26 protein-coding genes and 1 tRNA gene are annotated in these 22,477 nt (G+C 63.8%); 8 read left to right on the top strand and 19 right to left on the bottom strand.

The features are described 5' to 3' along the window. Positions 1-2: 2 nt before the first annotated feature. Positions 3-791, bottom strand: coding sequence for a queuosine precursor transporter (locus tag ACQY6T_RS10940; protein WP_428630817.1), 789 nt, complete (start codon positions 789-791; stop codon positions 3-5). 71 nt (positions 792-862) lie between these two features. Between ACQY6T_RS10940 and ACQY6T_RS10935 the strand changes: the two genes are divergently transcribed. Further along, positions 863-939, top strand: a tRNA-Arg gene (locus ACQY6T_RS10935). Positions 940-1,312: 373 nt separating this feature from the next. On the opposite strand, the gene ACQY6T_RS10930 is transcribed toward ACQY6T_RS10935, so the two are convergent. Continuing rightward, a complete protein-coding gene (locus ACQY6T_RS10930) occupies positions 1,313-2,362 on the bottom strand; it encodes an XdhC family protein (RefSeq protein ID WP_428630816.1) in 1,050 nt (349 codons plus the stop codon). Here ACQY6T_RS10930 and ACQY6T_RS10925 point away from each other — a divergent pair. Then, a complete protein-coding gene (locus ACQY6T_RS10925) occupies positions 2,345-2,911 on the top strand; it encodes a nucleotidyltransferase family protein (RefSeq protein WP_428630815.1) in 567 nt (188 codons plus the stop codon). The two genes, ACQY6T_RS10930 and ACQY6T_RS10925, sit on opposite strands and share 18 nt — an antisense overlap. Before the next feature lie 13 nt (positions 2,912-2,924). On the opposite strand, the gene paoC is transcribed toward ACQY6T_RS10925, so the two are convergent. From paoC to ACQY6T_RS10900, 5 genes are all read right to left on the bottom strand, one after another. Next, entirely contained in the window at positions 2,925-5,132 is a 2,208-nt protein-coding gene (paoC, locus tag ACQY6T_RS10920; RefSeq protein ID WP_428630814.1) for an aldehyde oxidoreductase molybdenum-binding subunit PaoC, read from the bottom strand. 3 nt (positions 5,133-5,135) lie between these two features. Beyond that, on the bottom strand, positions 5,136-6,086 hold the full coding sequence (locus ACQY6T_RS10915) for an FAD binding domain-containing protein (protein WP_428630813.1): 951 nt from the start codon (positions 6,084-6,086) through the stop codon (positions 5,136-5,138). Then, positions 6,083-6,724 (bottom strand): aldehyde dehydrogenase iron-sulfur subunit PaoA, encoded by a 642-nt coding sequence (gene paoA / locus ACQY6T_RS10910; protein ID WP_428630812.1) that lies wholly within the window; start codon positions 6,722-6,724, stop codon positions 6,083-6,085. The genes ACQY6T_RS10915 and paoA overlap by 4 nt, the downstream gene beginning before the upstream one ends. A 685-nt stretch (positions 6,725-7,409) precedes the next feature. Further along, on the bottom strand, positions 7,410-8,258 hold the full coding sequence (locus tag ACQY6T_RS10905) for a hypothetical protein (RefSeq protein ID WP_428630811.1): 849 nt from the start codon (positions 8,256-8,258) through the stop codon (positions 7,410-7,412). A gap of 94 nt (positions 8,259-8,352) precedes the next feature. Continuing rightward, a complete protein-coding gene (locus ACQY6T_RS10900) occupies positions 8,353-9,618 on the bottom strand; it encodes a S8 family serine peptidase (RefSeq protein ID WP_428630810.1) in 1,266 nt (421 codons plus the stop codon). Between the two features lie 125 nt (positions 9,619-9,743). Between ACQY6T_RS10900 and ACQY6T_RS10895 the strand changes: the two genes are divergently transcribed. Both ACQY6T_RS10895 and ACQY6T_RS10890 read left to right on the top strand, forming a co-directional pair. Further along, positions 9,744-10,232 carry an RNA polymerase sigma factor gene (locus ACQY6T_RS10895; protein WP_428630809.1) on the top strand — a complete coding sequence of 163 codons (489 nt, stop codon included), beginning with the start codon at positions 9,744-9,746 and terminating at the stop codon, positions 10,230-10,232. Next, positions 10,229-10,933: an anti-sigma factor family protein gene (locus tag ACQY6T_RS10890; protein ID WP_428630808.1), complete on the top strand. Its 705-nt coding sequence runs from the start codon at positions 10,229-10,231 to the stop codon at positions 10,931-10,933. The genes ACQY6T_RS10895 and ACQY6T_RS10890 overlap by 4 nt, the downstream gene beginning before the upstream one ends. A 115-nt stretch (positions 10,934-11,048) precedes the next feature. On the opposite strand, the gene ACQY6T_RS10885 is transcribed toward ACQY6T_RS10890, so the two are convergent. Next, positions 11,049-11,669 (bottom strand): LLM class flavin-dependent oxidoreductase, encoded by a 621-nt coding sequence (locus tag ACQY6T_RS10885; protein ID WP_428630807.1) that lies wholly within the window; start codon positions 11,667-11,669, stop codon positions 11,049-11,051. Between the two features lie 77 nt (positions 11,670-11,746). On the opposite strand from ACQY6T_RS10885, the gene ACQY6T_RS10880 reads away from it, so the two are divergent. Then, positions 11,747-11,950, top strand: coding sequence for a MerR family DNA-binding protein (locus tag ACQY6T_RS10880; RefSeq protein WP_428630806.1), 204 nt, complete (start codon positions 11,747-11,749; stop codon positions 11,948-11,950). A gap of 34 nt (positions 11,951-11,984) precedes the next feature. Here ACQY6T_RS10880 and ACQY6T_RS10875 read toward each other — a convergent pair whose 3' ends face one another. The 8 genes from ACQY6T_RS10875 to ACQY6T_RS10840 all read right to left on the bottom strand — a co-directional run bounded on the left by ACQY6T_RS10875 (position 11,985) and on the right by ACQY6T_RS10840 (position 18,464). Then, positions 11,985-12,275, bottom strand: coding sequence for a putative quinol monooxygenase (locus ACQY6T_RS10875; RefSeq protein WP_428630805.1), 291 nt, complete (start codon positions 12,273-12,275; stop codon positions 11,985-11,987). 16 nt (positions 12,276-12,291) lie between these two features. Next, the gene (locus tag ACQY6T_RS10870; RefSeq protein WP_428630804.1) at positions 12,292-12,876 is read right to left on the bottom strand and encodes a carboxymuconolactone decarboxylase family protein; all 585 of its coding nucleotides are present in this window, start codon (positions 12,874-12,876) and stop codon (positions 12,292-12,294) included. A 1-nt stretch (position 12,877) separates the two neighbouring features. Further along, positions 12,878-14,059, bottom strand: a complete 1,182-nt coding sequence (locus tag ACQY6T_RS10865) for an acetyl-CoA C-acyltransferase (RefSeq protein WP_428630803.1) — start codon at positions 14,057-14,059, stop codon at positions 12,878-12,880. A gap of 54 nt (positions 14,060-14,113) precedes the next feature. Continuing rightward, entirely contained in the window at positions 14,114-14,572 is a 459-nt protein-coding gene (locus tag ACQY6T_RS10860; protein ID WP_428630802.1) for a MaoC family dehydratase, read from the bottom strand. Between the two features lie 95 nt (positions 14,573-14,667). Continuing rightward, the gene (locus ACQY6T_RS10855; protein ID WP_428630801.1) at positions 14,668-15,891 is read right to left on the bottom strand and encodes a mechanosensitive ion channel family protein; all 1,224 of its coding nucleotides are present in this window, start codon (positions 15,889-15,891) and stop codon (positions 14,668-14,670) included. 30 nt (positions 15,892-15,921) lie between these two features. Beyond that, complete coding sequence (locus ACQY6T_RS10850) at positions 15,922-16,929, bottom strand: DNA topoisomerase IB (protein ID WP_428630800.1); 1,008 nt, start codon at positions 16,927-16,929, stop codon at positions 15,922-15,924. A 34-nt stretch (positions 16,930-16,963) separates the two neighbouring features. Continuing rightward, positions 16,964-18,346: a putative O-glycosylation ligase, exosortase A system-associated gene (locus ACQY6T_RS10845; protein ID WP_428630799.1), complete on the bottom strand. Its 1,383-nt coding sequence runs from the start codon at positions 18,344-18,346 to the stop codon at positions 16,964-16,966. Then, positions 18,339-18,464 carry a hypothetical protein gene (locus ACQY6T_RS10840; RefSeq protein WP_428630798.1) on the bottom strand — a complete coding sequence of 42 codons (126 nt, stop codon included), beginning with the start codon at positions 18,462-18,464 and terminating at the stop codon, positions 18,339-18,341. The genes ACQY6T_RS10845 and ACQY6T_RS10840 overlap by 8 nt, the downstream gene beginning before the upstream one ends. 106 nt (positions 18,465-18,570) lie before the next feature. On the opposite strand from ACQY6T_RS10840, the gene ACQY6T_RS10835 reads away from it, so the two are divergent. Both ACQY6T_RS10835 and ACQY6T_RS10830 read left to right on the top strand, forming a co-directional pair. After that, positions 18,571-19,779 carry a TIGR04063 family PEP-CTERM/XrtA system glycosyltransferase gene (locus ACQY6T_RS10835; protein WP_428630797.1) on the top strand — a complete coding sequence of 403 codons (1,209 nt, stop codon included), beginning with the start codon at positions 18,571-18,573 and terminating at the stop codon, positions 19,777-19,779. A gap of 58 nt (positions 19,780-19,837) precedes the next feature. Continuing rightward, positions 19,838-20,677 (top strand): hypothetical protein, encoded by an 840-nt coding sequence (locus tag ACQY6T_RS10830; protein ID WP_428630796.1) that lies wholly within the window; start codon positions 19,838-19,840, stop codon positions 20,675-20,677. On the opposite strand, the gene ACQY6T_RS10825 is transcribed toward ACQY6T_RS10830, so the two are convergent. After that, positions 20,674-20,997: a hypothetical protein gene (locus ACQY6T_RS10825; protein WP_428630795.1), complete on the bottom strand. Its 324-nt coding sequence runs from the start codon at positions 20,995-20,997 to the stop codon at positions 20,674-20,676. The genes ACQY6T_RS10830 and ACQY6T_RS10825 overlap by 4 nt on opposite strands. Next, complete coding sequence (locus ACQY6T_RS10820; protein WP_428630794.1) at positions 20,997-21,236, bottom strand: hypothetical protein; 240 nt, start codon at positions 21,234-21,236, stop codon at positions 20,997-20,999. The genes ACQY6T_RS10825 and ACQY6T_RS10820 overlap by 1 nt, the downstream gene beginning before the upstream one ends. Positions 21,237-21,372: 136 nt before the next feature. Between ACQY6T_RS10820 and ACQY6T_RS10815 the strand changes: the two genes are divergently transcribed. Beyond that, positions 21,373-22,041, top strand: coding sequence for a S24 family peptidase (locus ACQY6T_RS10815; RefSeq protein WP_428630793.1), 669 nt, complete (start codon positions 21,373-21,375; stop codon positions 22,039-22,041). A gap of 4 nt (positions 22,042-22,045) precedes the next feature. Here ACQY6T_RS10815 and ACQY6T_RS10810 read toward each other — a convergent pair whose 3' ends face one another. Further along, positions 22,046-22,381, bottom strand: coding sequence for a hypothetical protein (locus ACQY6T_RS10810; protein ID WP_428630792.1), 336 nt, complete (start codon positions 22,379-22,381; stop codon positions 22,046-22,048). Positions 22,382-22,477: the final 96 nt, after the last annotated feature.

Below are 22,477 nucleotides of genomic sequence, written 5' to 3'. Positions count from 1 at the left end.
AGCTAAACCTTGGCGCCGAAGGGATTGAAATCGGTGCCTTCGTCAAACACATCGACACCTTCGCGGCGCTTCAACGCGCCCACCACCAAATAGGTTGCCGGGGTCAGCGCCGCTTCCCACGCAACTTTCATCGCCCAGTTTGTCGTCAACACCAGCAGCACCTGTTCGGTTTCCCAGATGCCCAGGAAGGCGATGGGATAGAAGATCAGGCTGTCGATGCCTTGCCCCACGATGGTCGAACCGATCGTCCGCATCCACAAAAAGCGCCCCGCAGTCGCTATTTTCATTCGTGCGAGGACATAGCTGTTCACGAACTCACCGGCCCAGAAAGCGACCATCGACGCGAGGACGATGCGCCACGCGCTGCCGAACACGCTGTCATAGGTTGCCTGGCAAACCGCGCCCGTGCCGTCCGTCTCGCCCGATTTCAGCGACAACGCGTCGGCCCCGCTACACCACCAGTCCTGCGCTGGCGGCATGGCGAGCACGATCCAGCTCATCACCGCCATGAACAGCAGCGCCCCGAAGCCGGCCCAGATCACGCGCCGCGCGCGGGCATAGCCATAGACTTCGGTCAGCACGTCGCCGATCACATAGCTGATGGGAAAGAACAGGATGCCGGCACCAAAGGTGAGCCCGCCGACCATCGACAGCTTCGACGCGCCAATGATGTTACTGAGCAGTAGCACCGCGACGAACGCGGCCATGACCAGGTCGTAATAGCGAAAGGTGCGGACACTCGACGCGCTGACGGGAGCGGGGTGGGACGAAGAGGGTGCAGTGTCTGTCATCGATCCGCTGCTTAACGCGCTTTGCAGCCCACGCAAACCGCGCTATTCGCGCTGCCCACAGCCTTGTGCACGCGCCCGTAGCTCAGCTGGATAGAGCACCCGCCTTCTAAGCGGGTGGTCGCAGGTTCGAATCCTGCCGGGTGCACCATTCCCGCTCAATGTTGGGAATTGGGAAAGGCGGCTTTGCCCCGACGCGCCCGACGGCGTGTTCGAGGGATTTCGTGGTTCCCACGATCCGTCTTTCGTGGTTGCCGACTTCGACTGGGCCCACGATGCTGCGGACATAATAATGGCGGAGAGCGGGCTCGCGTTCGCGGAGCCGTTCGCGCATCAACTCGGTGAATTGCTCGATAAGTTCTGGTGTGATGCGCTTGCAGCACGGCACCGTGAGGGCCGCCGCAAAAGCCCATCAACCTGAAACAGTTGTCGGTCCATAAAACCCACCGATGACCGCTTTCGCCGCTTCACGTCGCGGCCGACCGACTGCAATCGGCCAGTTGCCATCTTCCAGTCTAAAGTGGCTAGTTCACTCTGGCATCTTGAACGATCGAAAAAAGCGGGAGCGCCGCGTCGATCGCAAACTCTTGGACGACCTCGGCAATGATCGATGTTGCGAGGGACGAGGGATCGCGCGTGGAGGGAGTGAGGCCGATGGGCGACCGCAGGGACCGGATATCGTCGCTAAGGACGTTTGCGGCGACCAGCATAGCTTTGCGGACCGCATGCGAATGGCGGCTACCGAGTGCTCCAATGTAAAATCTGGGGAGACCGAGCGCCCAGGGAATCAGCGTTTCTTCCCAGTCGCGGTCATGGAACAGAAAAACGATCGCAGTCCATGGATCGGATCGGATGGCGGGGCGCGCGTTGCGAAATTCCAGAAGATCCGTCTGGATACCCTTGGCGCGCAACAGGCGAACATCTCGCTGGGCGGGGGAAAAAGCTTCCGTCAAAGCGCCGACGGCATAGGCAAGTTGCGCGGTCGCGGTCAGTTCCTCACCCTGTCCGAACGCGATGATGCGCAGCCGGGGCGTAAAGGCGACCACGAACCGCTCGCCGCGCCAGCCCGTCGGGATATTTGTTCCGACTGCACAAACGCCTGTCCGGGAAATTTCGAGAGCGGCTGGGACACGATCGTTTAGCAGATCCATGATTTTGGCGATGACCGCCCGATCCGGGTGCGGCGTGAACAGGAGGTCGATGCTACCGCCACATGGCAAGCGAATGTCGATATAGGGAGACCCCGCGCCAAAGCGCACCAGCCGAGCGCTCCCGCTGGCGAGAGCGTCGAGCGCTTCCTCCGCCACGGCGGCTTCGATACAGCCCCCCGAGAGTGAGCCGATATATTCGCCGTCCGACGCGACCGCCATCTGGGTGCCAAGCGCGCGAGGCGAAGCGCCGGCAATCCCGACGAGGGTGACGAGAATGCTTTCCCGGCCATCCTGAGCACAGGCATGTAGAAACCCGAGGATATCTTCGGGCGAGCTTGCGAGGCCAGTCAATTTCGACAACCATTGCGTGCGCGCGGCAGCGGGTTTGCCGTGGGAGATTTTTCGATGATTGATCCGGCCCAAGTTGCCGTTCTATTACTTGCTGCCGGGCGGTCCGAACGCTTCGGCAGCGATAAATTGCTGGTGCCGCTCGATGGCGTGCCGGTGGCGCTCCATGCCGCCGCGCCATTGATTGCGCTAGGGACAGGATGGCTGATCGCTGTCTGCCGCGAGGCAAGTCCGATTGCGCCGGAATTGGTGGAGCTCGGTTTCGAAATCGTCGTCAATCCCGATCCTGCTCGCGGGCTCTCGTCGTCTCTGGCGCTTGGCATCGAGCGAGCCGAGGCTCTCGGCGCGACGGCGGCGCTCATCGCACTGGGCGATATGCCGTTCGTAAGCCCCGCCCATTTGGCGGTGCTTCTCGCGTCCTTCGATCGCGCATCGGCGCCGATCGTGGCGTCTGCGCGGCACGGGGTGGGAATGCCGCCAGCGCTGTTCGACAAGGCGCTTTTCGGGGATCTGCGCACGAGCGAGGGTGAGCAGGGCGCGCGCTCACTGATTCGGGCGGCGAAGCTCGTCGCTGCCGATCCCGACGAACTCGCCGATATTGATCGTCCCGAAGATATCCGCTGATATTGCTGTATCGTCACGCGACGTCCGGAAGCTTGTCGATCAGCTTGTCGAGCGTGACAGGATAATTGCGCACGCGGATTCCGGTCGCATGATAGACCGCGTTCGCGACCGCAGCGGCGACGCCGCAAATCCCCAGCTCACCAACGCCTTTCGCTTTCATCGGCGACGTCGTCGGATCGACCTCGTCGAGAAAGATGACCTCTTGCGACGGAATGTCCGCGTGAACGGGCACTTCGTAACCAGCGAGGTCGTGATTGACGAAAAAGCCGAACCGTTTGTCGACCGCGAGTTCTTCCATCAGCGCGGCACCGGCGCCCATCGTCATCGCGCCGATGACCTGACTCCTGGCCGCTTTCGGGTTGAGGATGCGACCGGCTGCACAGACCGCCAGCATGCGCCGGATACGGATTTCGCCGGTCGCTGCATCGACCGCAGCTTCGACGAAATGCGCGCCGAAGGTCGATTGCTGAAACGTCTGGGCGAGGTCGCCATATTCCATCATGTCCTCGGCGACGATATCGCGCTCGGCGCTCGCCTTGGTCAGCGCGATGCTCTTGCCGCCCGAGCGGACCTTGCCTTTTTCGAACACCGCATCGGCCGGGTCGAGGCCCAACTTCTGCACGATCGCGCTGCGCAATTTGTCGCAGGCGGCATAAACTCCCGCCGTTGAACTATTTGCGCCCCACTGGCCGCCCGACCCGGCCGAAACGGGGAAAAGCGAGTCGCCAAGCCTAACCTCGACCTGACCTAGTGGCACGCCGAGCATCTCGGCAGCGGTTTGCGCGATGATCGTATAGCTGCCGGTGCCGATGTCGGTCATGTCGGTCTCGACGATGACCTTGCCGAAACGGTCGAGCCGCACGCGCGCTGCCGATTTTTCGTTGATATTATTGCGGAACGCCGCGGCGACCCCGGTGCCGAGCAGCCAGCGCCCTTCGCGCGTCATGCCGGGCTTGGGATTGCGATTCTTCCACCCGAATTTCTCCGCCCCAATAGTCAGGCATTCGTTGAGCCGACGCTGCGAAAATGGCCGTTCGGGCTTTTCGGGATCGACTTGGGTATCGTTGAGGATGCGAAAGGCTACCGGATCGATGCCGAGTTTTTCAGCCATCTCGTCGACTGCAATCTCGAGCGCCATCAGCCCTGGCGCTTCGCCCGGCGCGCGCATCGCATTGCCCTCCGGCAGGTCGAGCACCGCGAGGCGCATCGCGGTCATCCGATGCGGCGCGGCATAGAGCAAGCGCGTCTGCCCGACAGCGGTTTCGGGGCCGCCGCCTTTCAGGTCGCCCGACCAGCTTTCGTGGCCGATCGCGGTCAGCTTGCCGTCAGTCGTCGCGCCGAGCCTGATGCGCTGGATCGTCGCGGGGCGATGCGTCGTGTTGTTGATCATCAACGGCCGCTGCATCGCGACCTTCACCGGTCGTCCCGCCGCTTTGGCTCCCAGTGCCGCGAGGATCGCGTCGGCGCGGACGAACAATTTGCCGCCGAAACCGCCGCCGATATAGGGAGAAACGAGCCGGACATTTTCCTTGGCTATGCCGAGGGTCTTCGCCACGTCGCCGACCGACCACGCGATCATCTGGTTCGATGTCCACAGCGTCAGTTTGTCGCCGTCCCAGCTCGCGATCGACGCGTGGGGCTCCATCATCGCATGACTGTGGTCCGGCGTGGTGTACTTGGCGTCGAGCTTCACCGGCGCGCTCGCAAAAGCGGCGTCGAAATCGCCAAAATTACTATCGGGCTCGGTGCCGAAGGAGGCGGGCGGCTTGATCGCGCCATCGAGAGACTTGGCGAGGTCGAAATTGCCTTTGCCCCGCGCATATTGAACGCGGACGAGTGACGCGGCAGCGCGCGCCTGTTCGAAGCTTTCGGCGACGACCAGCGCGATCGCCTGATGATAATGCTGGATGTCGGGCCCGCCGAGCAGGTGCGCCGTGTTGAAATTGCCCTTGGCAAGCGATCCTGCGCTGGCAGCGGTGACCACCGCGAGGACACCCGGCGCCGCTTTCGCCTGGCTGACCTCCATTGACGATATCCGACCTTTGGCGATCGCCGCACCGACGATATAACCATAGGCCTGGTTCGGCACCGCGTCGTGCCGTTCATAGGCATAGGGCGCTGTGCCGCTAGTTTTGAGCGGTCCTTCGATCCGGCTGGTGGGTTTGCCGATGACCTTCAGCCGGTCGATCGGGTTGTCGGTTGCGGGCGTGTCAAACTTCATCGCTCAACCCTTCGCTTGCGCAAGCACTGCGGCGAGCGTGCGCTCGACCAGCGGCAGCTTGAACGCGTTTTCGTGGCTCGTCTTGGCGCCGGCGAGCAGCACAGCGGTCACCGCCTTGGCGCCGCGCGACATTTCGGCATCGGCAGCCTTCACCCGCCACGGTTTATAACCGACCCCGCCGAGCGCAACTTGGCCGCTGCCGTCCTTTTGGACGACGACCCCGACCGAGATCAGCGCAAAAGCATAAGACGCCCGGTCGCGGACCTTATGATAGATATGCTCACCCCCGACCGGCTTGGGCAGCGTCACCGCGGTGATCAATTCGCCGGGCGCCAGCACCGTTTCCAGATGCGGTGTATCCAGCGGCGCGCGGTAGAAATCTGCAAGCGGGATTGCGCGGACCTTGCCGTCCTTGTCGACTGTCTCGACCGCGGCGTCGAGCGCTTGCATCGCAACCGCCATGTCACTGGGATGGGTGGCGATGCACGCATCGCTTGCGCCGACCACCGCGTGCAGACGGCTGAAGCCGCCGATCGCAGAGCAACCGCTGCCCGGCGTGCGTTTGTTGCACGGTTGGTAGGTGTCGTAAAAATAGGGACAGCGCGTACGCTGGAGCAGGTTGCCTGCAGTTGTCGCCTTGTTACGGAGCTGGCCTGACGCACCCGCGACGAGCGCGCGAGAGACGAGACCATAGTCGCGCCGGATGCGGGCGTCGGCGGCGAGATCGGTGTTGCGGACCATCGCGCCGATACGGACGCCGCCATTGCTGGTCGGTTCGATCTTGTCGAAACCGAGTCGGCTGACGTCGATCAGGTGTCCTGGTGTCTCGATTTCAAGCTTCATCAGGTCAAGAAGGTTGGTTCCGCCAGCGATGAAGCGTGCGCCGGGGGCGCGGGTGAAGGCAGCGGTGGCGGCAGCCGGCGTCTCGACGCGTTCATAGGTGAAGCTTTTCATGCTTTCACTCCTGCAACGTCGACGATCGCATCGACGATGTTCGAATAGGCCCCGCAGCGGCAGATGTTGCCGCTCATCCGTTCGCGCAATTCGGGCCTTGTGACGGTCGGCATATTGGTCAGGTCAGCGGTGACATGGCTCGGGATGCCAGCCTTAATCTCGTCGAGCACCGCGACCGCCGAACAGATCTGGCCGGGCGTGCAATAACCGCATTGATAGCCGTCGTGGACGATGAACGCTTCCTGCATCGGGTGAAGATCGCCGGGCAGGCCCAATCCTTCTATCGTCGTGATCTTGTCTCCGTCATGCATCACCGCAAGCGACAGGCAGCTGTTGATCCGCCGCCCATCGACGATCACGGTGCAAGCGCCGCATTGACCATGGTCGCAGCCCTTTTTTGTTCCCGTCAGCCGGAGATGCTCACGCAGCGCGTCGAGGAGCGTCGTGCGCGTATCGAGTTCGAGATCGTGGGCTTTGCCATTGACCTCAAAAGCGACGCGCGCTGTCGGCGGACGGTTAGCGGGCTTTTCAGCCGCTCGGGATGTCAACGGCGCGGTTACGGACGCTGCGGCGACCGAAGCGGTCCCTCCAGCAATTAGCCCGCGTCGCGAGATCGAAAAGTCTTCCGGTGTCGCCATGCCATATCCCCGATCATCTTTGATGTCCGCGGACAGCAGTCCCCGCGGAGTCTTAGCATTTCAATGCTGGGCGGGACGATGCGTTGCCGTCCCAGAAAATTTTCCGATTTATCGGGGAAGCTATCACACCGGGGGCGGTCTCTACAATTGCCGAGAACAGGCTGCGGCGGCGATACACATTGCAGCGTTGCGCGGGGGGCTTTTTAAGCGGTAAACGCCTGAAAGCCGACGGTTTGATTTCGGCCAGTTCCAGTCGACCGCCATCCGCAATCGGATCGCGTTGTCCGCCGAAGACTATGCGGAAGCGAACAGGGCCACGGCGAAGAAAGTCCCAAATGCAGCGGACCCCGTCTGACCTTTGCGGCGACTGGACCGTTCTTCTCTTCTCGCATGACCCGTCGAAAGCACTCGTCGGCGATCGGCCACGCTGGGTCAGCGCCGGATCAGAGGGCATGACTATTTTATCGGCGCCTAAATTATTCGCTCAATTAGCACTATCCCAGCCAATACGGGGGGCTCCACAAAAAAATGTCAGCCTTTGCACATTCTGATCCGAAAGCGGCCTGACCGGAATCGGCCAGAATAAGATAGCAGTGAACCAAAAAAAGGGCGGGCCGCATGACGGCCCGCCCAGGGATCGATCGGCGTCAATTGGGGTCGTCGCCGATCCGCCCTATCCTGTTGCCTATTCGCTCGCGTCCTGCTGCTCGGCCGCTTTCTTGAGCTGCCCCTTGGTCATGCCGGTCACTAGAACGTCGCCCGAACCGGCAAAGCTGGCGGCGGGAAGCGTCGCGACGCGATTGCCGACCTCGACCGTCACCGCCTGCACGACGCCGCGACCGGTCTGGCGCAATTCCTGGACATAGCCGATCACCTTGCCGCGCGGATCGGTGACCGGCATGCCGGGTGCCACCGCGAACATGCCGTTACCACTGGCGGCGCCGCTGCCGGTGGCGGCGAGCTGGCCCAAGCTGCCCTGGAAGCCGCCCGCGATCGAACCGGCGCCGCTGGCACTGCCTGAGACGTTTGACAGCGCGCCGCCGGTCCGATCCCGGACGGTCCCGACCGCACCGCGCGCGGTGTCGGTAGCGGTCGAAGCGGTGCCTTGGGCTGTGCCGACGGCGCCGCGGGCGGTCTGGCCGACGAAATCGGTGCCGGCCGCCTGCGCGTCGAGGCTGCCGCTGCCCGACGCGCTGCCCGAGCCATTGCCGTTACCGCCGATGGTGCTGCCGAGCAGATCGGAATTGCCGTTCGCCGAGCCCTGTCCGTTGGCATCAGCGTTGCCTTTGCCTTGGATGCGGCCCGAGCGGCGGTCGACATTCGCTTCACCGCGGCCCGAACCGGTGATGTCGCCGGTGGTGCCGAGCGTCCCGCCGATCGGCCCGGTCGGATTACCGAGCGAGCCGCCCAATGTTCCGCCCAAGCCGCCACCAAGCCCGCCGTTGCCGCCGAGCAGCTGCGCCGAGGCAGGGGTCGAAAATGCCACGGCCGACGCGGCGAGCGCCAGAGCCGAGGTGAAAATACGATGTGCCATTGTCTTTCTCCTTCATCTTGTGGCCCGGAGGGGAGAGCCTGAAGGAAGAACGATGGCGCGTTCGAATTTCTTCCGAGAAATATTTCCGCGCCGGTTAACGGCCTCCGCAATCTCCGCAAATCAGCCCGTGGCCGTAAATTTTGTCGCGTCCTTTTTTGCCAAGGTCGCGCGCTTCGAGAACTAAAGCGGAAACCGCTGCTCCGATCCGGTCGATCGCCGGGGCCGGGTAGCGAAGCGCGAGACGCCCGGCGACCAGCGGGGCGGCGAACGATGTCCCGCGCAGGCGGTCGGTCGTGCCGGTGCCGGTAGCGGCAAGCACAGCGTCGCCAGGCGCGGCAAAATCCAGATGCAACGCGCGGCCTGCCTCCGGAAGCGCGCGGTTCTTGGCATCGACGCCAGTGACCGCAAACACGCCTTTATAGGATGCCGGGTAGGCGGGCAGCGCGGCTGGGCCGTCGTTGCCGACCGCTGCGACGATCAGCATGCCGCGCTGCTGCGCGCGCGAGACGGCGATTGCCAGCAGCTTGTTGTCGGGTCCGACAAGGCTGATCGTCGTCACCGCGACACCGCGCTGGACCAGCCAGCCGAGCGCGCGCGCGATCGCGCTGGCGTTGCCGCCCGCAGGGTCGGCGCCATAGACGTCGGCGGCGAGAAGATTCTGTCCCGGTGCCGAACCACGCACCGCACCGGTGCCGACCAGCAGCGAGGCAACCGCGGTGCCATGACGGCTCGCAAAAGGGGCGCCGGCGGCAAAACCGCGCTGCTCGACGCGCCCGGAGACTGACGAGTGGGCAGCAACGCCGCCGTCGATCAGACCGAGCGATGCTTTTCCGGTCGACGCCGCGGTCGCCAGCGCGGTCGCCGGCAGCGCCCCGCCGGGACCGCTCGCGAAATAGATATGGTCGGCATCGATCTCGGCATCGGGAAGTAACTTGGCGAGTTGTTTTTGCGCGCGGGCGAGGCTGCGTCCCTTGGGAACTGCGAAACGAACGATGTCGAGATCGAGGCCTTCAACCCGGTCGCGATCAACCAGCTGGAACCCGTCCTTCGCCGCGCGCGCGATCATCGCGTCGTCCAACCCCGTTGCAACGAGGATGCCGCGCACCGCGGGCTGATCGTTGCGGTCGGGCTCGACGCGCTCGCGATTGTCGCGAAGCATGGCGGTGATCCGGTCGAGGCGAACTTGGGCAAGGGTGTCGCCAATGGCGATTAGCGGTTCGCCGCCGAGGTTGGGCAGTGATGGTATCGTGCGTGCAACGTCGGGAAGCTGAACGGAAGGGACCGCAACCTGCGCCAAGACACGCTCCACGCACGCGGTCAGCAAGGAAATCGTCAGGATCAGGGCGATCAGACCGCGCATCGAAATTCCTTGTACTGGCTGGACGAGCAGACCGGTGAACCGGCTGCGTTCGAAAAATTTAGCATGCTGCGGAAGAAACGATAGGGTGGCGTCGTTTCTTCCTCGGACATGGCGAAAAGGCAGGTATGCGCTTCGAAGAGGAACTGGTCGAATTACTGCCGCGGCTGCGCCGGTTCGCGCGCGGATTGGCGCGTCATGCAAGCGACGCCGATGATCTGTGCCAGGCCGCAATCGAACGCGCGCTGAAATCGCGTGACCAATGGCAACAAGGAACGAGACTGGACAGCTGGATGTACCGCATAACTCGCAATCTCTGGATCGACGAGCGCCGTGCCGCGGGCCGGCGCGGCGTCCACACGCCGATCGACGACGCGGTCACGCAAGTCGCTGGCGACGGCGCGGCCGAGGTGGAAGCGGGTGCGCTGCGCGGCGACATCGATAGGGCGATGGCGCGGCTTCCCGACGATCAACGCGAAGCCGTGATGCTCGTGCTGGTCGAAGGCTTTGCCTATCGCGAGGCGGCCGACATACTCGAGGTGCCGATCGGCACCGTCACCTCGCGCCTCGCGCGCGGCCGCGAGACTTTGATGTTTTATCTGGGAGAAGCGGCATGAGCTTTGACCTCGCCACGGTCGCTGCCTTCGTCGATGGCGAGCTGGACGACCTGACCGCGCGCCGGATCGAGCGCGAGGCCGAGACCAACGCTCTCCTGGCCACCGAGATCGCGCGCCACCGTGCGCTCAAGGCGCAGCTGACGGCACATTTTGGGCCAGTCGCGGAAGAAGCCGTTCCGGAGCGGCTGCGGTCGCTGCTCGCGGTGGATCACAAGATCGACACCAGTCTGGTCGATCGCCGCGATGCCAAGCGCGCGCGCTTCAGTGCCATTCATTGGGGCGCTATTGCCGCATCGCTCGTTCTCGGCCTGACGGTCGGACTGCGTCCGTGGATGCCCGCCGCCGATGTATCGACCGACAACGGTACATTGGTCGCGGCGGGACAACTCGCCAGGTCGCTCGATACGCAGCTTGCGTCGAACCAGCCCGGCGACGCGGCGGTGCGGGTCGGTCTCAGCTTCGAGGACAAGACGGGTCGCTATTGCCGCAGCTTTGAAAGCCGCACGCTTGACGGCATCGGTTGCCGCGTAGGCGATCGCTGGCAGCTGGAGCGGACGTTGCGGGGCCAGGCAAGCGGCGATTATCGGCAAGCCTCGTCAGGCGAGCTTGCAGGGGTGGTCGCAGACATGATGGGGCAGGGCGCGCTCGACGCTGAAGATGAACGCAAAGCGCGTGATGCAGGATGGACTCGTCGGCCGTAGGTCGCGGTCGTGTCTGCTTTTCGCAGGCTCAGCCCAAAAGCGGCCATTCGCCTATCGGCCAAAGCCCGCCGATATTGGCTGAGAGTTTGCGCTCTCAGCCAACCCGGACGAAGGCTTAAACCGTCGCTGCTTCAGGCAGCTTGATGCGCGGCGCCACTTCTTTGGCGATCAATTCCAGCGAGTGGAACCAGGGTGAGGGGTCGTCGTAATAATCGTGCGATTCGACCTGTAGCGTGTCCCAGCCGCCGCAGGCATCGAACAAGGTGCTGATCTTTTCGACCACCGTGTTGGGCGACCCGACGACGAACACATGATCGACCAGGAACTCGAGATCGGCCTTCAGCGGATCGATGCCCGCATCTTTGGCAAAGCCGTCCATCATGCCGAATCGGCGCCAGATCGGGATCAGGTAGCGGTCGAAGCAATAGCCGATCGAGCCTTCTATCACGAGGCGCTTTGCCTCGGCATCGGTGTCGGCGACGAACACTGTCTGCGACACGGCGTGGCGCTTGCGGTGCGGGGTGAATCCGGCCTTGATATTCGCCTCGGAGTAAATCTCCCAGTGGCGCTTCAGGGCATCGATGCCCGAGAAGATCGAGACGGGTTTGAAGTTGCGCTCACCGGCAAGCCGCATCGACGGCGAGTTGGCGCTGAAGCCGGTCACCGCGAATTCGGGGAAGCCGCCGCCGTAGGGCGAGTAGTTGGCGAGCTTGTGCTGCTCGTCCTCCTCGGTCACCGCAGGCTCTTCCTCGGGGAAGCCCGTGTCCCAATATTTGCCTTCAGCGGCGATTCCGGCGTGCCGACATTCGCCGTGTGTCGTTCATCCTGATCGCGCAGCAGATGGGCCTGCGCCTCGAAGAAATCGCCGCCGAGCTGGTGCGGTTACCGGCGGGACGCACGCCCAATGGCGCGGACTGGACGCGGATCAGCACGGCGCTGCGACGGTCCGCGCCAAAGCCCCTCCGTCAGCGCTTCGCGCTGCCACCTCCCCATGGCGGCGCTACAGGGGGGATCTAGCGTCCTGGCCAGTCGATAGTGGCCGTTTCCGCCGCTACACCGCGCTCAGCGTCTCAATCTCCGGCGCGCCCGCAAGGCACGGACCAAGCTTCGCGCCAAGGCTGCGGAAATGCTCCGACGCACGGTGCGCCTCGACCGCCGCGCCATCGTCATAACATTCCAGCACCCTGTAAACGCCGGTCTCGTCGGTACGGAATAGCCGGTAATAGCTGTTGCCGGGCTCGTTCGCGGCGACCGCGGGCGCGAGTTCGGCGAAGATACCCTCGAATTCGGCTTCCTTGCCGGGCTGGACGCGCAAGGTCGCGATGATACCGATGCCGCTCATGTCATTCTCCTTTGGTTCAGGCTTTCAGATCGGGATCGACGTCCCAGCCGTCCTCGACCTGCACGCCAAAGCTGTTCAAGATCATCGAAACCTGCGTGTACTGACCGACCGTCATCACCAAGTCCATGCGACCCTTGTCGCCGAGCGGGGCGAGTGCGCCCCAGGTCGCGTCGGCGACGAAATGATCGGCGGTGAGCTCGTCGGTCGCGCGCAGCATCGCGCGGTCGAGGTCGCTCCAGCCCTCTGCGTCGGGGCCTGCCTTGATCCGCGCGATTTCATCCTCGGTCAGGCCGCAGTCGAGCCCGATGCGCTTGTGCTGCGTCCATTCATAGCCCGACCGGCAGTTGTAGCCGGTGCGCAGAATGACGAGTTCGCGATCCCGCGGGGAAAGCGCGTTGCGCTTCGACAGGATATAATTGCCCCACGCGAGGAAAGCGGTGAGCGCCTTCGGGGCAAGGGCAAGGGTGCGGAAGATATTGAGGATCTTGCCGCCCCCGACCTTGCCGCCATTGGCGGCAAGGAAAGGTTCCAGCGCGGCGCGCTGGTCGGCAGCGAGCCGGTCGAGATCGACCGGCTCGATCCGTGGTTTCGTCAGGCGCAAATCAGAAGACCTCGAACAGGCCCGCTGCGCCCTGACCGCCGCCGATGCACATCGTGACGACGGCATATTTGACGCGGCGGCGCTTGCCTTCGAGCAGCGCGTGGCCGACGCAGCGCGCGCCGGTCATGCCGAACGGGTGGCCGATCGAGATCGAGCCGCCATTGACGTTGAGCAATTCGTTGGGGATGCCGAGCTTGTCGCGGCAGTAAAGCACCTGCACGGCAAACGCTTCGTTCAGTTCCCACAGGCCGATGTCGTCCATCTTGAGCTCGAAGCGTTCGAGCAGCTTGGGGATCGCGAAGACGGGGCCGATGCCCATTTCGTCGGGCTCGGTGCCCGCGACCGCCATGCCGACATAACGGCCGAGCGGGGTCAGGCCGCGTTTTTCGGCGACCTTGGCTTCCATCACGACGCAGGCCGACGAACCATCGGCGAGCTGACTGGCGTTGCCCGCGGTGATCGTATGGCCCTCGCCCATCACCGGCTTCAGGCTCGACAGGCCTTCGAGGGTGGTGTCGGCGCGGTTACACTCGTCCTTGTCGGCGATGACTTCGTGGAAGCTGACTTCCTTGGTTTCCTTGTTCATCACCGCCATCGTCGCGTTGCACGCGATGATCTCATCAGCGAAGAGGCCCGCAGCCTGGGCCGCGGCGGTGCGCTGCTGCGACTGGAGCGAATATTCGTCCTGCGCGTCGCGGCCGATATTGTAGCGTTTTGCGACGACCTCGGCGGTACCGATCATCGGCATATAGGTGTCCTTGTGCATCGCGATCAGCTCGGCGTCGGTCTCGATGAACACCTTGCCGCTGCCGCTGACCTTCGAGATCGACTCGATCCCGCCGGCGACGCATATGTCCTGGCGGTCGACGATGATCTGCTTGGCCGCGGTCGCGATCGTCATCAGGCCCGACGAGCACTGACGGTCGATCGACATGCCGGGGACAGTGACGGGCAGCCCGGCGCGCAGCGCGATCAGGCGCGCGACGTTCATCGTCTGCGATCCCTGCTGCATCGCGGCGCCGAACACGACGTCGTCGATCTCGCCGCCCTCAAGGCCCGCGCGCTCGACCGCCGCCTTGACCGAAAAGGCGCCGAGCGTCGGCGACAGCGTGTTGTTGAACGAACCGCGGCCCGCCTTGGTCAGCGGAGTGCGGGCGGTGGAAACGATGACGGCGTCACGCATGGTTATATTCCTCTTCGAAGAGTTTGAGAAAATCTTTGCCGGGGAGGGCGGCGCTCAAACGAAAAACTGGCTGATCCATTCGGCGATCAGGGCCGGCTTATCTTCGCCCTCAATCTCAACGGTCACTTCATTGGTCTGTTGCCACTGGCCGGGGCGCTTTTCCTCCAGCTCGAGCAGCTTGATATGGCTGCGCACGCGCTTGCCCGAGCGGACGGGCGACAGGAAGCGGACTTTGTTGCAGCCGTAGTTGACGCCCATCTTGACGCCGCCGACCTTGGGGCCGTCGGTACTCTGGCCCAGCATCGGCATCAGCGACAGGGTCAGAAAGCCATGCGCGATGGTGCCGCCGAACGGCGTCAGCTTGGCTTTTTCTTCATCGACATGGATGAACTGGTGGTCGCCCGTCGCATCGGCGAACTTGTTGATCATCTCCTGATCGACGAGCACCCAATCGGACGTTCCCAGATGCTGACCGACCTTGGCCTGCAATTCTTGCGGCGTGATTCCGCCCATCGCTCATCCCCTAAACTGGCTGTTGAGCGGCGGTTTCTAGGCGCGGGATGCAGGGTTGCACAAGGGCGAAGACGCGGTCCCCCGCTGCCGTAGCGTCAGGCGGGCTTCGCCGCCTTTGCGGTGCGCGCCCTTGGTTTCGGGGACTCGGGGGGATCGCTGGCATAGGGCAAGACCATCGTGCCGTCGGGGGCGGCGGTAAAGCTGGTTTGGGTCGGATAGGCGAAGTCATATCCGGCGCGGGTCATCGCGTCGAAGATGCGCACGCCGACGTCGGTGCGCGCCGCCGCAACGACATTATAGTCATCGCTCTGGACGTCGAACAGCAATTCGAAATCGAGGCTGGAGGCGTTGAAGGTGGTGAAGCTGGAGCGGACGAAGTCATGTCGGGCGTCGTTCACCTGCTGTTCGAGAAGGGCAGGCAATTGGCGCAGCATATCGGGGGTGGTTTGATAGACGACGCCGATCGCGAAGGTGACGCGGCGGCGATGAAGATGCGCGAAATTTGCGATTTCCTTCGACAGCAGATTGGTGTTCGACACAATCAGCAACTCACCATTGACCGAGCGGAGACGTGTGCTTTTCAGCCCGATCCGTTCGACCGTGGCGATGGTGTTGTCCCATTTGATCGTCTCGCCGTTGCGGAACGGGCGGTCGAAAATGATCGCGAGCGCCGCGAACAAGTCGGAAAATATGCCTTGCGCGGCAAGGCCGATCGCGATGCCGCCGACGCCAAGACCGGCGATCAGGCCGGTGACATTAACCCCGAGATTACCGAGCACGACGATCGCGGCGATCGAAAAGAGCGCAAAACTGATCAGCAGGCGGATGATGCCCATCGCATTATTCAGCGTCTCATTATGCCCTTCCGACGCGCGGCGCTGGATGAGGCCGAGGACGATTTCGCGCACCCAGATCGCGATCTGCACCGCGACCGCGATGGTGAAGAAGACCTGGATCGTGTTCAGGATCAGCGCTGGGGGTTGCGCGTAACCGGCGACGAGTCGGATCGAGGTGATCGCCAGCACGATCGACTTCGTCTTGTGGATCACGCGCCCGACGATGTCGGTCAGAGTGAACTGGCCGGGCGCCGCTTGCGCGCGTTTGAGCGCGAAGGTGCGGACCAGCGAGAGCAGGAAGTAGATCAAAAGCCCGGCGCCGATGGCGATGCCGATCTGCAGCCAATGCGTGTTCACCCAAGCGATGCTGGAATCCCACCAGTTGCGCAGGTCGTCGAGCGGACTGCTGGTCGGTGCGGTTGATTTGGCGGTCGCGGTTTTGGCGGCGGCGCTCTGGGCGGCGGCAAGGATCGAGAAAGTCATAGCGGGGCCTTTGGGGTCCTCTTGGTCGGATCAGGCGGAACGGAGCAGCGCCGCCGCATCGGGGCTCCGCTCCAGATAGGTCAAAAATCCGCGTTCGTAACGCGAAAGATATTTGGCGGCGCGCGGTAGCTGTCCGGCAGCGGCGGCGAAGTCGCCGCGCTCTTGCGCCGCGGCGATCATCGCGGGGTGGACATAGGCCTTGCGCGCGATCGCTGGCGTATTGCCCAGACGGTCGGCGACATGTTCCAGCATGACCTTGAGCGTCGGGGGCTCGGGCGCGTCATAGAGAAAGGCGAACGCCTCGACGCTCGCAGTCCAGGTACGGAAATGTTTGGCGCTGAATTCGCCGCCCATCGCGTCCTGGATATAGCCGTTGACGTCCTCGGACCCGACCGCGCAAACGCTGCCGCCATCCTCATATTGAAACAGATTCTGGCCAGGCAGATCCTGCAGGCGGCGGACGAGGGTGGTCAGGCTGCGGTCGCTGATCGTCACCAGCCGCTGGGCGCCGCCCTTGGCGCGGTAGTTGAGCCGAAGCGTCTGGCCGGTCAGCTTGGCGTGCCGCTGGCGCAATGTCGTCGCGCCGAAACTCTTGTTGGCTGCGACATATTGTTCGTTACCGACGCGTAGCGCCGCCAAGTCGAGCAGGCGGACGACCGCGCCGACGACGCGTTGCTGACATAGGGTGCGCCGCGCCAGATCCTCCTCGAGCCGCACGCGGAGCAGCGGCAGCGCATGGCCGAACGCGGCGCAACGATCGTATTTTTCGGCGTCCTGTGCCAGCCGGAAATCGGGGTGATAGCGATATTGCTTGCGCCCGCGCGCGTCATAACCGGTTGCCAGAATATGGCCGTTGGCGGCGGGGCAGAACCAAGCGTCTTCGTAAGCGGGGGGCAGGGCGATGGCGTTGAGCCGAGTGATCTCGCTGCGATCGCGGATGATTTTGCCTTTGGTGTCGCGATAACGCCAGCCGTCCGCGACGCGCTCACGGGTGAAGCCGGGCAAACCATCGTCGATGTGGATCAGGCGGGCGGTCATGCGGCATTAGCGCCCCGCCGCCCCGATGGTTCCGTCAGCCGACGTCGGGCATCGGATGCCGCACCGGGACCTGTGCCGGCCGCGCCGTGAGCGGGTGCCACCCGGCTTCCTGCTCGCGGCGGCGGCAATAGGTCGAAAGCCCCATTTCGAGCGCCAGCATCATGTAAATGAAGGGCTGGAACGCGATGCCGACGAACAGCGATCCGACCATATAGACGATGTGTCCGTTCTGGAGCGCGGTGGCGAGCGGGGCGATCCATTGCTCCTCGGCGCGGCGCGTCTTGATATAGCGCCGCCGTAGGCGTTCCATCTGCACCAGCCCGGTCAGGTGGAGCAGCAGCCAGAGCCCAAGGCCGGGATAACCTTGTTCGCCCAGCATTTCGAAATAGCTCGAATGATAGGCGCGCCCCTTTTCTTCATAGACCGTCGGATCGGCCTCTTGCGGTTTGAGCGGATCATAGGCGCTGCCGGCCTTTTCGACGCGGACGCTGTTCTGGATATAGGCCTCAAAACCGCCGCCGAAGGGGTTGTCCTTGGCATAGTCCCACGTCCACGCCCACACCGCGACGCGCGTCGACGCGGACTGGTCGGCCTTGTGATTCTGGATCGTTTCCATGCGCTCGGTAAAGCTTTGCGGCAGGAACGGAATGGCCGCGACCGCGAGCAGACCCGCGCCGACCATATAGAGAAAGCGGTTCTTGACCGACCGCAGCGACAGCACCGCCAGGACCGCAAGGCAGACAAGCCCGGTGCGTGCTTGCGTGCCGATCGGCAGCAGCATGCAGGCGAAACACAGCGCAAAGCAGAACAGCGAGACGCGCCAGTCGGGGGCAAAGATTGTCCCATGGCGCCGGTACCAGAGGATCAGCGGGATGATCGCGATGCCGACGGTCGACATGATCGACCCTTCGTACAATCCGTAATTTTCGTTGAGCAGCAATTGCAGCGAGCCATAGCCGCCGCCGCCCGCCGCCGTCTTGATCCCGCCTGCGATCGCAATCGATGCTGCCGACAGCAGCATGATCAGCGCCAGCGATTCGATCCGCAGCTTGGTGCGCAAGGTCAGCGGCAGGAAGATCGCCCAGACCAGCGCCTTCCACACCCAGCTCCATTTGTCGGCCGCCTCAACCGGAAAATCGGCCTGCGACGTCGTGGCTCCGCAATAGATCAGCAACGCGATGAGCAGGAGTTGCCGCCCCGACCATCTTGTATCGCGTTTATCGTCGATCGCCAGCCAGCCGACGATCGCGAGGCCAAAGACGATCAGAGAGATCGGGATCGAGTTGATCAGAAAATAGCTCAAACGCTGCGGCGCGACGATGTCGATGTAGCAAAAGCACAAGACGAACAGGAACGGTTTACGAAAACCGACCCCGATAAAGGCGAACAGAAAGGCGACGAACGCGATGTCACGCATCGGGGCGAGCATCCTGGTCGGCGCGTTCAGCGTCGCGGCGCTGCTGCCATTGGACGCGCGGGCTGACCTCGGCATCGAGGTCGCCCCGATAGAGCAGGCGCCAAAGCGCCATCGCCATCAAGACGTGCGTCAAACCAATGGAAAAATTATCGACCATAGAAGGCTTTGCCTAGGCTATCTGGGTTGACGCCGCGTTAAGCCTTGTCTGCCAGAGACCCAATATAATGACCCGAATATTGCACGTTCTCGATCATAGCCTGCCGACGCACAGCGGCTACACCTTTCGCACCCGCGCGCTGATGAAGGCGCAGGTGGCCAAGGGTTGGGACGTCGCGGGCGTGACCGGGGTGCGCCATCCCGAACCCGGGCCAGACGGCGAAACCGTCGACGGGCTGACCTTTTACCGAACCCCGCCGATCGCTGCGGCGCGGGCGCCGATTCGCGAATGGCGCGAGATCGGCGCGCTGGCGAAACGCACCGCGGCGTTGGTCGAGACGTGGAAACCCGACCTGCTCCACGCTCATTCGCCGGTGCTCGACGCGATGGCGGCGCTGCGTGTCAGTAAACGGCTGGGCATCCCCGTGATCTACGAAATCCGCGCTTTTTGGGAGGATGCGGCGGTCGGTAACGGCACCGGGCGCGAGGGCAGCCTGCGCTATTGGCTGACCAAGAGCCTAGAAACCCATGCGGTCAAATCGGCCGATGCGGTCGCGGTCATCTGTGAAGGATTGCGCGGCGACTTGATCGGACGTGGTATCGATCCTGGCAAGATCACCGTGTCGCCAAATGGCGTCGACCTCGACCTGTTCGGCGACCCGCCGCCGCGCGACGACGCACTGGCGATCACGCTGGGGCTCGCCGCCGATGACATGGTGATCGGCTATATCGGCAGCTTTTATGATTATGAGGGGATCGACGATTTGATCGCGGCGATGCCCGCGCTGGTCGCGGATCAGCCCAAGGCGCAGCTGTTGCTTGTTGGCGGCGGGCCGATGGAGGAGGCGCTCAAGGCGCAGGCGGCGGCATCGCCGGTCGCACCGCACATCCATTTCGTCGGGCGCGTGCCGCACGATCAGGTCGAACGCTATTACTCGCTGATCGACATCCTCGCTTATCCGCGCAAAAAGATGCGGCTCACCGATCTGGTCACGCCCCTCAAACCGCTGGAGGCGATGGCGCAGGGCAAGCTCGTCGCGGCATCGGACGTCGGCGGGCATCGCGAGCTGATCGAAGACGGCATGACGGGGACCCTGTTTGCGCCCGACGACCCCAAAGCGATCGCCGATGCGTTAGCGCATTTGCTCAAAAATCGGGGAATGTGGGCGGAACGAAGGCGGACGGCACGTATTTTTGTCGAAACCCATCGTAACTGGTCATCAAACATTTTACGTTACGAGCCGGTTTACCAGCGATTGTTGAACGGCGCCGCCTGACTGCGTCAGCTGACGCGGCAAGAATATGGCCCCTGCGGGCCGCACGGAATTGGACGATATGGACGAGACCAGAGACAACCCCGGCAAGGCTATATCCAGCGCGCTGCTGCGTACGCTGCGGCCGGCCATGCCGGCGGTGATCGGCGCTGCGGCGCTGACGTTCCTGTTCGCGGCGGTGATGCCGATGTCGTGGGTCGCGGGGATCGGCTGGAATCTCTATCTCGATCGGCTATCGGAATATTTCGTGCCGCCGGTCGGCAATGCTGCGCGCCTGCTGCTCGCCTTTGGCATGGCCGCGATCGCTTCGGTAATCGCCGGACTGATCGCGCTGCTGATCGCTCAGCCCGAGGCCGCAGGGCTGTCGTCGCTGCGCGATCGGTTCCGACGCGGGGCGGACAACGACGCTGATGACAACGCGGATGCGTTCTGGACGCGCCGCCGCCGCGTCGACCTGCATCCTGACGATCCGCTGCGACCGCCGATCCGCGCTGGCCGCGACCTGCCCGCAGGCGGACTGGGTCCGCTGAACAACGAGACCGTGGATCAAAGCGGCGAGGCCGACCTGTGGCTCGACGATTTTGCTGAACAAAACGCCGATGAGCTGATGCTTGCCGATCTCGCGCCCGAGGACGTCGCCGCGGGCGATGAGCCTTGGCTGCAACCCGCCGATATGAAGGCGCCGCCGCTGCCCGCCGCCACAGACAATTCGCTCGGTGCAATGGTCGCGCGGCTTGAGGCGGGTCTTGCGCTTCGCCGGCTGGCGCCCGGTACCCCGGCTACGGCCGCCGCGATGCCGGTGTCCGACGGCGATACTGCGCCCAACGAACCCGAAGTCGATTTCGCGCTCGAAGCGGCGCTCAGCACGTTGCAACGGATGACGCGCCAGTCGGTCGGCTAATCCTCGACGGTCAAGATTTCGATCTTTAGCGTCAGCGCGTCATCGCTATGTTCCACTGCCACATCTGCAACGATATGGCCGGGCAGCGTCCATTCGGCGGCGGTCAGTTCGGCCTGCAGAGTGGCGCGCGCCGAGTCGTGATCGTCCGCCGCCACAGCGCAGGGAAAGACATGGCGAGCGCCGACAAAATTTGCACTCGCCCACGGCCGGAACGTCGAAGCGCCGATCGTCAGCGTTGGTGCCATCGTACGCGCTAGCAGGCGACGCAGGCGGCGGTGCGGGCAGCCAGGGCGCGGCGGCAAGGCGGGCGACCAGCGCATCACGTCTGCGCCCGCGTGCGGCGGTCGCCTTGCGGTGCGACCCGCCCCGCGTGGCGTTCGGCGCGCCATATGTTCATGAAATGTTCTACGCGGCATATCATTTGACCGCCTGGCTCGCGGCCACCGCGCAGGTCGCTGACCAGCCGCGGGTCGCGCACCGCGGCGCGGCCGAACACGCTGGGCGGCATCGCCGATTCCTTCAGGAAAGCCTCGATCCGTTGCAACAATGTGCGCTCCATATTTTCCTCCCTGACCGCCTCGACAACCGGGCGACTCACCCGATAGGATAAATCCTATCTGATGATCATTTTCCTACTTGTCTAGGAAAAATCCGCTTGCTAGGGATGAAATAGGAAGGACTAGCTCACCGCCCCGATGACCGACCATGCTGCTGATCCGCGCGCCGCGCTCGACCGTCTCCTCGCCGACAAGGGGATTGATTATGCGCGCCTGTCGCAGGTGATCGGGCGTAACCCGGCCTATATCCAGCAATATATCAAACGCGGTTCGCCGCGGCGGCTGGCGGAACAGGACCGCGCCCGTGTCGCCGCCTATCTGGGCGTATCCGAAGCCATGCTCGGCGGCCCGGTGCAGCGCGTTGCGACCCCGGCGCGGTCGCGCGGGCCGGGCATGATCCTCGTGCCGAAACTGGCGATCGGCGCGTCGGCGGGCGCGGGCGCCAGCGTCGAAGGCGAACCGGTCGAGGGCGAGGTGGCGTTCGATCCCAAATGGCTGCGCGACCTGGGCGCCGATCCGCGCGCGCTGACCATCATTCGTGTCGAGGGCGATTCGATGGCGCCGACGCTGGACGACGGCGACGATATACTGGTCGACGGCGGCGACGCCGCCGCGCGGCTGCGCGACGGCATCTATGTGCTGCGCATGGACGATGTGTTGATGGTGAAACGCGTCGCGCGCGCGCCGGGGCCGGGGCGGATTTCGGTGATCAGCGACAATCCGCATTATCGCAGCTGGGACGATCTGCCGATGGGGTCGGTGCAGCTGGTCGGACGCGTCGTGTGGACCGGCCGACGGGTGCGGTAAGCGCTTAACGCGGTTCCGCCATCACCGCTTCGATCTCGTGCTCCAGGACTTCAGCGCGTTGGCATTGTTCGGCGTTGCCGTCGCGGCACTTTTCGGTCGCCTTGTCGCGTTGGCGCGAAAGCTTGCCCAACTGCTCCTCGCGCTTGCGCATGTCGCGGCCGCGGTTGCGATCGGATTCGTCCTGGCTGGTGGTCGTCCAGTCCGCAACCTGGCCCACGGCCTTGACTGGCGCGGTCACCACGGTCTTGACCGCGCTGATGCATCCGGTGAGCAAGGGGAATGCTGCAACGGCGATGATGATGGCACGCATTCTTCTTCTCCCTTGCGGAAAGTCGCCCATTGCATAGCGACCGAAATGTGAACAGCAGATTGCGACGGACAGCCCAGGCGGCGCGCCGCGCGCCGGATTTCAAGGGCTTGCGGTGACGCGGCGCGG

Source organism: Sphingopyxis sp. (genome assembly GCF_965279725.1).
GTDB lineage: Bacteria > Pseudomonadota > Alphaproteobacteria > Sphingomonadales > Sphingomonadaceae > Sphingopyxis.
Note: the sequence above shows the minus strand (reverse complement) of the source record. Positions and strands in the feature narration are given on the sequence as shown.

Excerpts from the sequence above, each read along its gene's own strand:
- ACQY6T_RS10940 (WP_428630817.1), bottom strand. The coding sequence starts at position 791 with ATGACAGACACTGCACCCTCTTCGTCCCACCCCGCTCCCGTCAGCGCG.
- ACQY6T_RS10925 (WP_428630815.1), top strand. The coding sequence starts at position 2,345 with ATGATTGATCCGGCCCAAGTTGCCGTTCTATTACTTGCTGCCGGGCGG.
- paoC (WP_428630814.1), bottom strand. The coding sequence starts at position 5,132 with ATGAAGTTTGACACGCCCGCAACCGACAACCCGATCGACCGGCTGAAG.
- ACQY6T_RS10915 (WP_428630813.1), bottom strand. The coding sequence starts at position 6,086 with ATGAAAAGCTTCACCTATGAACGCGTCGAGACGCCGGCTGCCGCCACC.
- paoA (WP_428630812.1), bottom strand. The coding sequence starts at position 6,724 with ATGGCGACACCGGAAGACTTTTCGATCTCGCGACGCGGGCTAATTGCT.
- ACQY6T_RS10905 (WP_428630811.1), bottom strand. The coding sequence starts at position 8,258 with ATGGCACATCGTATTTTCACCTCGGCTCTGGCGCTCGCCGCGTCGGCC.
- ACQY6T_RS10900 (WP_428630810.1), bottom strand. The coding sequence starts at position 9,618 with ATGCGCGGTCTGATCGCCCTGATCCTGACGATTTCCTTGCTGACCGCG.
- ACQY6T_RS10895 (WP_428630809.1), top strand. The coding sequence starts at position 9,744 with ATGCGCTTCGAAGAGGAACTGGTCGAATTACTGCCGCGGCTGCGCCGG.
- ACQY6T_RS10890 (WP_428630808.1), top strand. The coding sequence starts at position 10,229 with ATGAGCTTTGACCTCGCCACGGTCGCTGCCTTCGTCGATGGCGAGCTG.
- ACQY6T_RS10875 (WP_428630805.1), bottom strand. The coding sequence starts at position 12,275 with ATGAGCGGCATCGGTATCATCGCGACCTTGCGCGTCCAGCCCGGCAAG.
- ACQY6T_RS10865 (WP_428630803.1), bottom strand. The coding sequence starts at position 14,059 with ATGCGTGACGCCGTCATCGTTTCCACCGCCCGCACTCCGCTGACCAAG.
- ACQY6T_RS10860 (WP_428630802.1), bottom strand. The coding sequence starts at position 14,572 with ATGGGCGGAATCACGCCGCAAGAATTGCAGGCCAAGGTCGGTCAGCAT.
- ACQY6T_RS10855 (WP_428630801.1), bottom strand. The coding sequence starts at position 15,891 with ATGACTTTCTCGATCCTTGCCGCCGCCCAGAGCGCCGCCGCCAAAACC.
- ACQY6T_RS10850 (WP_428630800.1), bottom strand. The coding sequence starts at position 16,929 with ATGACCGCCCGCCTGATCCACATCGACGATGGTTTGCCCGGCTTCACC.
- ACQY6T_RS10845 (WP_428630799.1), bottom strand. The coding sequence starts at position 18,346 with ATGCGTGACATCGCGTTCGTCGCCTTTCTGTTCGCCTTTATCGGGGTC.
- ACQY6T_RS10840 (WP_428630798.1), bottom strand. The coding sequence starts at position 18,464 with ATGGCGATGGCGCTTTGGCGCCTGCTCTATCGGGGCGACCTCGATGCC.
- ACQY6T_RS10835 (WP_428630797.1), top strand. The coding sequence starts at position 18,571 with ATGACCCGAATATTGCACGTTCTCGATCATAGCCTGCCGACGCACAGC.
- ACQY6T_RS10830 (WP_428630796.1), top strand. The coding sequence starts at position 19,838 with ATGGACGAGACCAGAGACAACCCCGGCAAGGCTATATCCAGCGCGCTG.
- ACQY6T_RS10825 (WP_428630795.1), bottom strand. The coding sequence starts at position 20,997 with ATGCGCTGGTCGCCCGCCTTGCCGCCGCGCCCTGGCTGCCCGCACCGC.
- ACQY6T_RS10820 (WP_428630794.1), bottom strand. The coding sequence starts at position 21,236 with ATGGAGCGCACATTGTTGCAACGGATCGAGGCTTTCCTGAAGGAATCG.
- ACQY6T_RS10815 (WP_428630793.1), top strand. The coding sequence starts at position 21,373 with ATGACCGACCATGCTGCTGATCCGCGCGCCGCGCTCGACCGTCTCCTC.
- ACQY6T_RS10810 (WP_428630792.1), bottom strand. The coding sequence starts at position 22,381 with ATGGGCGACTTTCCGCAAGGGAGAAGAAGAATGCGTGCCATCATCATC.